The organism is Pseudomonas sp. NPDC088429 (assembly GCF_044753305.1).
In the GTDB taxonomy this organism is placed as follows: domain Bacteria; phylum Pseudomonadota; class Gammaproteobacteria; order Pseudomonadales; family Pseudomonadaceae; genus Aquipseudomonas; species Aquipseudomonas rustica.
In genome coordinates, this window is the sequence record NZ_JBIVMX010000064.1 from 21755 (window position 1) to 32608 (window position 10854).

General features: G+C 58.1%; 14 protein-coding genes. 5 read left to right on the forward strand and 9 right to left on the reverse strand.

The features are described from left to right. The first annotated feature begins 50 nt into the window (after positions 1-50). Together ACIP66_RS23650 and ACIP66_RS23655 are read left to right on the forward strand one after the other, a co-directional pair. Complete coding sequence (locus ACIP66_RS23650; protein ID WP_400651313.1) at positions 51-956, forward strand: LysR family transcriptional regulator; 906 nt, start codon at positions 51-53, stop codon at positions 954-956. A gap of 56 nt (positions 957-1012) precedes the next feature. Then, positions 1013-1417, forward strand: coding sequence for a GNAT family N-acetyltransferase (locus ACIP66_RS23655; protein WP_400651315.1), 405 nt, complete (start codon positions 1013-1015; stop codon positions 1415-1417). Between the two features lie 15 nt (positions 1418-1432). On the opposite strand, the gene msrA is transcribed toward ACIP66_RS23655, so the two are convergent. The 3 genes from msrA to msrB are packed head-to-tail and all read right to left on the reverse strand — an operon-like array spanning position 1433 to position 4523. Continuing rightward, positions 1433-2137: a peptide-methionine (S)-S-oxide reductase MsrA gene (gene msrA / locus ACIP66_RS23660; RefSeq protein ID WP_053123567.1), complete on the reverse strand. Its 705-nt coding sequence runs from the start codon at positions 2135-2137 to the stop codon at positions 1433-1435. A gap of 15 nt (positions 2138-2152) precedes the next feature. After that, on the reverse strand, positions 2153-3961 hold the full coding sequence (locus ACIP66_RS23665) for a cytochrome c biogenesis protein DipZ (protein ID WP_400651318.1): 1809 nt from the start codon (positions 3959-3961) through the stop codon (positions 2153-2155). A 43-nt stretch (positions 3962-4004) separates the two neighbouring features. After that, positions 4005-4523 (reverse strand): peptide-methionine (R)-S-oxide reductase MsrB, encoded by a 519-nt coding sequence (msrB, locus tag ACIP66_RS23670; RefSeq protein WP_400651321.1) that lies wholly within the window; start codon positions 4521-4523, stop codon positions 4005-4007. Positions 4524-4674: 151 nt separating this feature from the next. Here msrB and ACIP66_RS23675 point away from each other — a divergent pair, with 151 nt between their 5' ends. The 3 genes from ACIP66_RS23675 (at position 4675) to ACIP66_RS23685 (ending at position 7713) form a co-directional block, all read left to right on the forward strand. Further along, positions 4675-5385, forward strand: coding sequence for a response regulator transcription factor (locus ACIP66_RS23675; protein WP_400651323.1), 711 nt, complete (start codon positions 4675-4677; stop codon positions 5383-5385). After that, a complete protein-coding gene (locus ACIP66_RS23680; RefSeq protein WP_400651326.1) occupies positions 5382-6893 on the forward strand; it encodes an ATP-binding protein in 1512 nt (503 codons plus the stop codon). Before ACIP66_RS23675 ends, ACIP66_RS23680 begins: the two co-directional genes overlap by 4 nt. Positions 6894-7011: 118 nt before the next feature. Beyond that, entirely contained in the window at positions 7012-7713 is a 702-nt protein-coding gene (locus ACIP66_RS23685; RefSeq protein WP_053123575.1) for a hypothetical protein, read from the forward strand. A 283-nt stretch (positions 7714-7996) separates the two neighbouring features. On the opposite strand, the gene ACIP66_RS23690 is transcribed toward ACIP66_RS23685, so the two are convergent. The 6 genes from ACIP66_RS23690 to ACIP66_RS23715 form a co-directional block, all read right to left on the reverse strand. Next, positions 7997-8488: a RidA family protein gene (locus ACIP66_RS23690; protein ID WP_159814012.1), complete on the reverse strand. Its 492-nt coding sequence runs from the start codon at positions 8486-8488 to the stop codon at positions 7997-7999. A gap of 200 nt (positions 8489-8688) precedes the next feature. Next, entirely contained in the window at positions 8689-9003 is a 315-nt protein-coding gene (locus ACIP66_RS23695) for a DNA-binding transcriptional regulator (protein ID WP_129395407.1), read from the reverse strand. Continuing rightward, positions 9000-9344: a toxin gene (locus tag ACIP66_RS23700; protein ID WP_212548781.1), complete on the reverse strand. Its 345-nt coding sequence runs from the start codon at positions 9342-9344 to the stop codon at positions 9000-9002. The genes ACIP66_RS23695 and ACIP66_RS23700 overlap by 4 nt, the downstream gene beginning before the upstream one ends. A gap of 116 nt (positions 9345-9460) precedes the next feature. Continuing rightward, positions 9461-10348 (reverse strand): heme o synthase, encoded by an 888-nt coding sequence (cyoE, locus tag ACIP66_RS23705; RefSeq protein WP_053123579.1) that lies wholly within the window; start codon positions 10346-10348, stop codon positions 9461-9463. A 10-nt stretch (positions 10349-10358) separates the two neighbouring features. Continuing rightward, complete coding sequence (cyoD, locus tag ACIP66_RS23710; RefSeq protein WP_053123586.1) at positions 10359-10697, reverse strand: cytochrome o ubiquinol oxidase subunit IV; 339 nt, start codon at positions 10695-10697, stop codon at positions 10359-10361. Then, the coding region (locus ACIP66_RS23715; protein WP_400651331.1) for a cytochrome c oxidase subunit 3 at positions 10697-10854 on the reverse strand (158 nt) is incomplete at its 5' end. The genes ACIP66_RS23715 and cyoD, both read right to left, overlap by 1 nt.

Genomic DNA, 10854 nt, shown 5'->3' on the forward strand with positions numbered 1-10854 from the left:
AACTGGATAAACTCGGCAAAACTTCGATCATTTAAAAGCAGGACTTGATAATGGATTTATTCCAGTCGATGAGCGTTTACATCAAAGTCGTCGAAGCCGGGAGCATGACGGCGGCCGCGTTGCAGTGCGACATGTCGACGACGATGGTCGGCAATCACCTGCGCGCGCTGGAGCAACGGCTGGGCGTGCAACTGCTGCAACGCACCACTCGCCGTCAGCGGCTGACCGAGTTTGGCAGCGTTTATTATCAGCGCTGCCTGGAAGTACTGGGACTGGTCGCCGATTCTGAAGCCCTGGCCGAACAAGCCCTCGATCAACCGCGTGGCATGTTGCGCATCACCGCGCCGCTGACTTTTGGTGTCGAACGTCTGGCGCCAGCGCTCAGCGAGTATTCGCTGCTGTACCCACAAGTAAAACTCGATGTGGTGCTGACCAACGGCCGCCCGGACTTGCTGGAAAGCGGTCTCGACGTGGCATTTCGACTGGGCAATTTCGAGGAGTCGAACCTGATCGCCCGGCCCTTGATCGATTACACCCTGACCGTGTGCGCATCCCCGCAATACGTGGCGCGACGCGGTATGCCGAAAACGCCTGAAGAGTTGCAGCAGCACGACTGCCTGTCGTTCGCCTATCCGGCCGGCGATGACTGGCAATCAGTGGAAAAACGCTGGCGCCTCAGCGGCCCGGACGGGGAAATCATGGTCGACGTCAGCGGGCCGATGCTGATCAACAGCTCCGCCGGTTTGCATCAGGCAGCGCGCAACGGCATGGGCATCGTCATGCTGCCGGATGCGCTGGTCGAGCAGGATCTGCGTGAAGGCAAACTGGTCAAGGTCATCCCTGATTACCATGCACCGAGCAGGCCGATGCATTTGCTGTATGCGCAGGATCGCTATCGACTGCCGAAGCTGCGGCGTTTCGTTGAATTTGCCATGCGCATGTGGGGGAAATCCTGACTCCGCGCGTGCTTCAACTACTCTCGAAATAACGACGAACAAGGACGTAATCTGAAATGGAAAACACACTGAACGTACGTGATTTGCATCCCGGCGAAATCGAATCAGTGCGGCTGTTTCTGCAACAGCATGGCTGGGGACATCGCGTCGGCTCACCTGAGCATTTTGCGCAACTGATCCGCCAGTCGCAGCGAACGGCAGTCGCACTGAAAGATGCGCAGATTATCGGTTTCGCCCGGGGCATCAGCGACGGTTTATCCAACGGTTACCTGTCGATGGTGGTCGTTGATGACCACCATCGACGAGAAGGTGTGGGTCGAGCGCTGGTCGAACATGTGATGGGCGACAACCCCGACATCACCTGGGTGCTGCGTGCCGGGCGTGACGGGGCTGAAGCGTTCTTTGCCAGTCTGGGGTTTGAAACGTCAGTGATTGCGATGGAGCGACCAAGGCTAAAGTAACGGGCCTTGATTCGATCACGACCCGCCCTTCACCAACACCGGTTTTTCCTGATAACGCTCCGCAAACATTTGCTTCAAATTCGCCACTTTCGGCATGTCGTTGATCGCGATGTACGGATAGCTCGGATGTTCGGTCAGGAAGTCCTGGTGATAGTCCTCTGCCGGGTAAAAACCGTTGTAGCTTTCCAGTTTGGTGACGATCGGTTTGCTGAAGGCATGGGCCGCATCGAGTTGCGTGATGTAGGCCTGTGCGACCTTCTGCTGATCGGCATTGATCGGGAACAGCGCCGAGCGATATTGCGTGCCGCTGTCCGGGCCCTGCCGGTTGAGTTCGGTCGGGTTGTGCGCCACCGAGAAGTAGATCTGCAACAGGTCGCCATAGCTGACTTGCGTCGGATCGAAGGTGACTTGCACCGATTCCGCATGACCGGTATCGCCGCCGCTGACCCGCTCATATTCAGCGGTGTTGGCCGCGCCACCGGCGTATCCCGAAACGGCTTTCTGCACGCCTTTGACGTGTTGAAAAACACCCTGAACGCCCCAGAAACAACCACCCGCGAACACGGCGGTTTCGCTGTGGGCCTGGGTGACTTCATCAAGTGTGGGTGGCGGGATGGCCACAGCGTCTTCGCCGCCGAAGGAGAATGCTGAGACTTGGCCGATCACGCCGACGACCGCAACGGCCAGCAACATACGACGCCATGTGAATTGGGTTTTCATGTCTGTCACTCCTGATCAACCGAAGGTAAACGCGTAGGCGGAAACACCGGGGTCGAGAAATTCGATGCTGAAGGTTCGATCCTTCACGCCGCCGGACTGCCGCACCAACTGATACAAACGCTGTTCGGTGACTTGGCCGGAGCCATCGGCGGAAACATCGACGCCATGCGCATCGCCCGGGGCCTGACCATCAATCGACACTTTGAAGCGCACCGGTTTGCCATCCGCGCCCGGCCCGAGCACCAGATGCAGGTCGCGGGCATGGAAGCGGTAAACGATGCGGCTGGCTGTGGCACCGGCGGTGGCGCGTTCGGCGCCGACGTTCCATTGGCCGCCGAGGCTCCAGTCATTCAGGGCCAGATTGGCCGGCGGGACATAGACGGAAACTTTGTTGGGCACCAGGCTAGTTTCGGGCACGAAATGTTCTGCGCGCTGGTAGCCGAGGTAGGTTTCCGGCGATTGCACTTCGTTCATGTCCGGGGCCAGTTGCACGCCCTTGGCGTCGGCATTGATCAAGCCATCGGCGACGGTTTTCGAACCGGCTTCACGCAACAGTTGTTGAATGACGCGTTCCGATTCGGCGTAGTCCCCTTCACCAAAGTGGTGGTAACGAATGCGTCCCTGGGCGTCGGCAAAGTAATGCGCCGGCCAGTATTCGTTGTTGAAAGCGCGCCAGATCTTGTAGTCGTTATCGATGGCCACCGGGTAATTGATGCCCAATTCCTTCATGGCTTTGGTGACGTTTCCTACATCGCGTTCGAAAGCGAATTCCGGCGCGTGTACGCCGATTACCACCAGGCCCTGATCGCGATATTTTTCCGCCCAGGCTTTGACGTAAGGCAGGGTGCGCAAACAGTTGATGCAGGAGTACGTCCAGAAATCCACCAGCACGACTTTGCCCTTCAACGCTTGCGCATCCAGCGGCGGCGAGTTGAGCCATTGCACGGCGCCATCGAGCGGCGGCAACTGCCCTTCGACCGGCAACGTGCCCGGTGCTTTCGCGGCCACTTTCATCGCACCGCCAGCGGCCATCATGCTGCCGTTGGCCGAGTCATCTGCCGGCGGAATCTGCGCCATCATCGCGCCGTTTGCATCAGGTTTTTTTGCTGAAAGCTTGCCAACCAATGCTTGCTCGAGCCCTCCGGTAGACGCGGTCGATATCCGCGCGAGAATGCCAGTATCAAGACCCAAAGCGATCGCTGCCACACCGGCCAACATCAACGCGCCGAGGCCACGACGAATCCACTCGCCGGTACCGATCGAACGCTTCATGAAGGCGAAAACCTTACCGCCCAGCAACAGCGCTGCGGCCAGTGAGGTCGCGGCACCCGCCGCGTAAGCGAGCAACAACAGCGTGGTGGCGATGCTTGCCCCTTGCAGCGCGGCACCGGTCAGAATCAAGCCGAGGATTGGCCCCGCGCAAGGCGCCCAGAGCAGCCCCGTGGCGACCCCGATCAGAAACGAAGCGCCGGGACGCGGGCGATTGTCCTGCCCGGCGGCTTGCGACAAACGACTGCCGGCCGATACCAGTGGCCGGGTCAGGCGCTCGGCCACACGCGGCAGCAGTAAGGTCAGCCCGAACAGCGCAACGAACAGCAACGCGAGCCAGCGCCCGTACTGATTGACTTGCACCACCCAACCGCCGCCCACCGCCGCCAACGAGGCGACGAGCGCAAAGGTCAGCGCCATCCCCGCCAGCAGCGGCAAGCCACTCTTGATAAACGGCTGCCCGGTGCGAGCGAAGACAAAAGGCAGAACCGGCAGGATGCAAGGGCTGACGATCGTCAGCACACCACCGAGATAAGCGAGAACCAAGAGCCACATAAATTCGTCCTGTGTGAGGTGAAGATCGCCCGCGCTTCATGGCTTACGCCGCCACGGTTTTGAAGGTCATGGCCAGGCCATTCATGCAATAGCGCAGACCGGTGGGTTTCGGGCCGTCATCGAAAACATGCCCCAAGTGACCGCCGCAACGCCGGCAGTGAACCTCTTCGCGCGACATGCCGAACGATCGATCCTGGCGCACCGCCACCGCACGCTCCAATGACGCCCAGAAGCTCGGCCAACCGGTGCGGCTGTCGAATTTGGTCGCGGAGGAAAACAGCGCCAGATCACAACCGGCGCAGGCAAAAGTGCCGACCCGATGCTCGTTGTTCAGCGGGCTGGTGTAGGCGCGCTCGGTGCCTTCTTCGCGCAGGATCTGGTATTGCTCGTCGCTCAGGATCGAATGCCATTCACTGTCGCTGTGCGTCACTTCAAACATTTCATCTGCCTGCGCTGCGCTGACCACTGCAGTGCTGGTCGACAATTTTGGCAATACACCCGCGACCAGGGCTGCAACCCCTAGCCCGCCGCCCGCTAACAGAATCTGTCGCCGTGAAAACATGGCCGCCTCCGAAAATTCCAAGTGCTCTTCATGGAACACAGCCTAGGCTTGGATTGATCGCCAAATCCTCACAGGGAGTTAACGAATTCGTGATAACTCGCCACGGGAAAAACCCGCACAATGCGTCAATCGCGCCGAAGGATTGAGCTTCATGGAACAGACCAAACGCGTTCTCGTGGTCGAGGACGACCAGCACATTGCCGACCTGATTTGCCTGCATTTGCGGGATGAACAATTCGAGGTGACGCACAGCGCCGACGGCGACGAGGGCATGCGCCTGTTGCAACAAGGCCACTGGGACGCGCTGATCCTCGACCTGATGTTGCCGGGGGTCGACGGTCTGGAAATCTGCCGCCGCGCCCGGGCCATGGCGCGCTACACACCGATCATCATCACCAGCGCCCGCTCCAGTGAACTTCACCGGATTCTGGGTCTGGAGTTGGGGGCCGATGACTATCTGGCCAAACCGTTTTCGATGCTGGAACTGGTGGCGCGGGTCAAAGCGCTGTTACGCCGGGTCGACGCGATGGCGCGCAACCTGAAGATGGATGCCGGCAGCCTCATTCTCGATGGGCTGAGCATCGACCCGATCACCCGCGACGTCAGCCTCGACGGTCAGCGCCTGGATCTCACGCCACGGGAGTTCGACCTGCTGTATTTCTTCGCCCGCCAACCGGGCAAAGTCTTTTCGCGCATGGATCTGCTTAACGCCGTTTGGGGTTACAGCCATGAGGGTTACGAGCACACGGTCAATACCCATATCAATCGCCTGCGGGCAAAGATCGAAAAAGACCCGGCACAGCCGACGCGCATCCTCACCGTGTGGGGTCGCGGTTATAAATTCGGTACCGAGCAGTCATGAAACTGACCCTGACGCAGCGCCTGTCTATCGTTTTCGCCGTGTTGCTGCTGGTGTGCTGCGGCACATCAGCGTGGCTGCAGGTGCGCTCCAGCAAGATGCATGAACTGGAAGTGGTGCAAGGGTTGTCGAGGGATCTGGCGCAACACATCGCCCACGACACCGTGCTGATGGACAGCAACGGTCTGATGCCCGGTGCCGTGCGCCAACTGTTCAGCCAGTTGATGCTGGTTAATCCGAGTGTCGAAGTGTATTTGCTCGACGGTGAGGGGAAGGTTGTCGGCAGCGCCGCGCCTGAAGGCCGGATACTTCGGCAGCAGGTCGATCTGGCGCCGATTCGCCAATTGCTCAACGACCAGCCCTTGCCGATCCTCGGCGACGATCCGCGCAGCGTGGACGGACGCAAGGTGTTCAGCGCCGCGCCGCTGAAGGTCAATGGCAAACCCGCCGGTTATCTGTACGTGGTGTTGCTTAGCGAAGAACACGACCGTTTCGCCGAACGCGGGGCGACCAGCGCCGCGCTCAACACGGCACTGCTGTCGATCGGACTGGTCGCGCTGCTGTGTTTGATCGCCGGCCTCACCGCATTCAATCTGATTACCCGACCGTTGCGGCGACTCACCGATACCGTCAGCCGTTTTGATATCGATGGAGCACCGCAACCGGTCACAGCGCCTGTGGATAAATCCGCCGACCCGGATGAAATTGCCGTTCTCGACGCGGCTTTCCGGCAGATGCAAAACCGTCTCGGCGAACAGTGGCGCTCATTGACCCGTCAGGATCAGGAACGCCGCGAACTGGTGGCGAATATTTCCCATGACCTGCGCACGCCACTGGCCTCGCTGCACGGCTATCTGGAAACCCTGTCACTGAAGGACGCCACGCTGTCACCGGAAGAACGCCGGCGTTATCTGGGCATCGCGCTGGATCAGAGCCGCAAGGTCGGCGGGCTGGCGCAATCGCTGCTGGAACTGGTGCGGCTGGAACACGGGTTTGTACAACCGGTGCTTGAGCGTTTCTCCCTGACCGATCTGGTGCAGGATATCTTTCAGAAATTCGAACTGACGGCCGAGGCACGACAGGTCGAACTCAAGGCGCAGTTTGTGCCAAACCTGCCAACGGTCTGCGCCGACCTTGGGCTGATCGAACGGGTGCTGACCAATCTGGTGGATAACGCGTTGCGGCACACGCCACAGGGCGGCGAAATCGAACTCGATCTGAAATTCCATGGCGCATTGGTCGATGTTACGGTCAGCGACACCGGCCCAGGCATTGCGCCTGAATTGCGCGAAGGGCTGTTCCTGCGCCCGTTCAATATCGGTGGCGCGCGACGGGATGGCGGCTTGGGTCTGCGCATCGTGCACCGCATCTTGCAATTGCATGGACGTGACATTCAGTTGCTGGACGTTAATGGGCGCGGCGCGACGTTTCGCTTTTCGTTGCCAACGGATCAGCAAACCGCCGAGCAATGGATGGTACGTTCAATGAATCTGCACACCCCGGCCAAATAGTTGAGACCGCCGGCCCGTTGCTCCGTGACAACGTCGCCCCGCTCCCCTAAATTAGTCGACCTGAAAAAGCCCTCGGGCTTGCTCATCTCCACTCAAGTTAAAAAGTAGTGAAATTTCAATGTCCGATTTCAACACCGCTGAATCCGTAGTCACCGAATCGTCCAAAGCGGAATACGAAAACTCCATCAATCTTTCACAACACCTGCCACAAGCCAAAATCATCAGCGAGATGGTGCTGGACGCGTTCCAGTCGACCCGCGAAAGCGACCAGATCCGCGAACTGCGCGCCGCGATCCGTCACGCTCACGACAGCTTCGACGACGACAAGGCTTACGAGCTGATGGGCGAACTCAAGGCACTGAAAGACGCCGAAGCCGCCGACCTCGCCGCCCTTGAAGACCTGAGCAGCAAGTTTTCGATTGGCCGCATCCTGTCCAGCTTCAAGGACGATCCGGCGTTCCAGGAAATCGTTTACGGCCTGGCCCTCAAAGTGCTGAATCAGACCCATCAGGCGATCAGCAACCCGAGCGGCGGCAAGAGCAAGGCTGCGAAGAAGAAAGAAGTCGAAATCTTCACCATCAGCAAAGACGGCATCAGCGTGACCCTGCCACTGCGCACACCGCGTTCGCGTCTGAATGTTGATCGTGAAGCGCTGGAGTTCCTCGGTTTCACCTTCGTCGGTGAAGGCGAAGAGGCGGAACTGGAAAGTGAAGTTTTCGTTGATAACGACGGCGCCGAGCAGGCCGTGAACCGCAAGAACATCATCACTGCACTGCAGAAGCAAACAGCGTTTGATGGGTACAGCATCGCTGCGCAGTAATTTTCAGCGCTGACGAAAAAGCCCCGCACTGGGATTCAGTGTGGGGCTTTTTGGTTTTCGGGGTTTAGTGGGATGGCCTACACCGAGGCCCCTCACCCCAGCCCTCTCCCGAGGGAGAGGGGGCCGATTGGGGGATATTGTAGAAGTACGCCGAAATGAACGTGCTGTGTCGAATCCACAATCGCCTCGATAATTCAGGTCGGCGTATATCTTGAGAGCCCCTCGGTCAGTCCCCTCTCCCCCCGGGAGAGGGTTAGGGTGAGGGCAAGTCGCGAAATCAGACTCAAGCCGCAGGATGCAACGCCACAATCATGTCCACTTCAATCGCCGCATTCTTCGGCAACTGATACACCCCCACCGTCGTCCGCGTATGCCGCCCGGCATCACCCAGCACATGGCTGAACACATCCGAAGCACCATTGGCCACTTCACTCAAATCGACGAAATCCGGCGTCGACTTCACATACACCGTGACCCGCAACAACGCCTTGATCTTGTCCAGCGACCCCACCGCATCAACAATCAGCGCCAGACACCGCATCGCACTGATGCTCGCCGCCGCCTGCGCATCCTTGAGCGTCAGCTCCAGCCCGACGCGACCGGGATACTGAATCTTGCCGTGAGTGCGCGGCACCATCCCGCTGATGTACAGCTCATCATGATGACGAATCAGCGGCGCGTAATTACCACCCGCCGTGTTCTCGCCATAGATGTCGTAATTCAGCTCTTGTGCCAGGGCAATAAAGCGTTCGTCGCAGGTCATCCTCTCAGTCATGTCGCCCAGCCTTGTGATCAGTGCATGAAGAAACGTGGATTACGGCAGCAGAGCACCCATGAAATAAATTGGCGCTATCACTGACATGGTTGGATCCAAATCTAGGTGTTTTGCCATTGCACTGCAACTTGCCGCGGCATAAACCAAAAGCCCCACCCTTCTCTCGAAGGGCAGGGCTTTAATTTTCATGGCGTTGGTGATCACACAGCGCTCAAACGCTCGACCATGTCTGGGAACTTCTCAACCAAACGAATCAACAGGGCTGCTTGAGCATTGGGCTTCGACTTTTCCTGCTCCCAGTTTCTCAAGGTGCTGGGGCTTGTTCTGATTCGCTTGGCAAAAACCGCTTGGGACATATGTAACCTTTCCCGTAGCGCGACAATTTCCTGGGCGCCAACCTCGGGGACAGGTTTGTCCTCGACGATTGTATTACGCAACGTAATTTTACCTTCGCGTTGAGCTGCCATCTCATCAACGCCCTGCATCAACTCTGCAAACAGGTCGCGTTTTTTCATGGGGTGCCTCGTGCTTTTAACTCTCTATCAATCGCTCTCTTGAGCGCCTTTTCTTGCTCGGCGGTCAGATTCTCAAGCTCATCCTTGTCGTAAATGGAAAACATCCAGAACTGGCCATCATTCATAAGCCAATAATAAAGAACCCGCAAGCCGCCTCGCCGACCTTTGCCACGACGAACATCGGCCCAGCGCAGTTTTCGGAAGCCACCCGTTCGCGGCATCACATCACCAGCCAGCGGATTACCCTGCAGAAAATCCTGCAGCTCTCGATACTCATCGTCCGTCAGGTAATGACCAACGTTCGCAGTAAAAATTGTGGTTTCAAAGAAGACAGTTCGCATGACCAAACTATAGGCAGATTGCCTATAGACAGCCTATCAACAAATCACGTTTCCGTTAAACAAAAAAAACCCGCACATCTCTCAACGTGCGGGGTTTTTCATACAGCCTTTAAACCTTACGGCGCATACGTCAGCAGCAGCTCTGCAGGCACCTTGAAGTCCAGGGACATCATGACGCTCAACGCGGTGATGGTGAAGATCGAGAACACGAACAGCTTGCGTGCCCAGACCGTGTCATCCACCGCTTTGTAGCCAGTCCAGGCCATGTACAACCAGTACATGCCCATGGCCGCGGCGACAGCGAGGTAGCTCATGCCGGCGTAGCCGCTGAAGGTCAGCATCAAGGTCGCTACGAGGAACGCCAGGATGTAGAGCAGGATGTGCTTCTTGGCCACTTGAATGCCGCGCTTCACTGGCAGCACCGGAATCGATGCGGCCAGGTAATCGTTGAAGCGGAAGATCGCGATGGCGTAGGAATGCGGCATCTGCCACAGGCTGAACATCACCAGCAGCGTCAGCGCAGCCATGTCGAAGCTGTTGGTTACGGCAACGTAACCGATCACTGGCGGCATGGCGCCCGACAGACTGCCCACCAGCGTGCCGTGAACCGACTTGCGCTTGAGGTACAGGCTGTAGAAGCCGACGTAGATAACAAAGCCGATTACGGCGAACAGGGCAGCCAACGGGTTGGCCACCTTGTACAACAAGGCAACGCCGAGAACACCAAGGATGGTCGCGTAAACCAGTGCCAGTTTCAGGGAGATCAAGCCCTGCACCAGCACGCGGTTTTTGGTGCGTTCCATCTTCAGGTCGATGTCGCGGTCGATGCAATTGTTGAACACGCAACCGGAGGCGACGACCAGGGACGTGCCGATCATGGCTGCCAGAAACACCGCCAGATCGACATGCCCTTTCGAGGCCAGGAAGAACCCGCCTGCCACAGAAAGCACGTTACCGAAAATGATCCCCGGTTTGGTGATTTGGATAAAGTGCTTAAGCGACATCGGGTCTACCTCACTTCGCCATCATGTACGTGTGGATGCTGAACATGATCCACAACGACAGACCAACCAGCAGCACGATCACAATCGCGGCGAACACGAAGGCGATCACATTGTTGCGTTGCGCAGCCGAGCGATCCAGGTGCAGGAAGTACACCAGGTGGACAACCACCTGGATCACGGCGAAGGCCAGAACGATCATCAGCGTGATCGACTTCGGCAACGACGGGTACATCACCAGAGCAAACGGGATCGCAGTCAGGATCACCGACAGGATGAAGCCGATCGCGTAGGACTTGACGCTGCCGTGGCCGGCGTCGTCGTGGCTGTCATGGGAGTGTGCGTTAGCCATTACAGGGTCCCCATCAGGTAAACAACGGTGAATACGCAGATCCACACCACGTCCAGGAAGTGCCAGAACAGGCTCAGGCAGCTCAGACGGGTCTTGTTGGTCGCCGTCAGTCCGTGCTTGTTGACCTGGTACATCATGATGCCCATACAGATCAGAC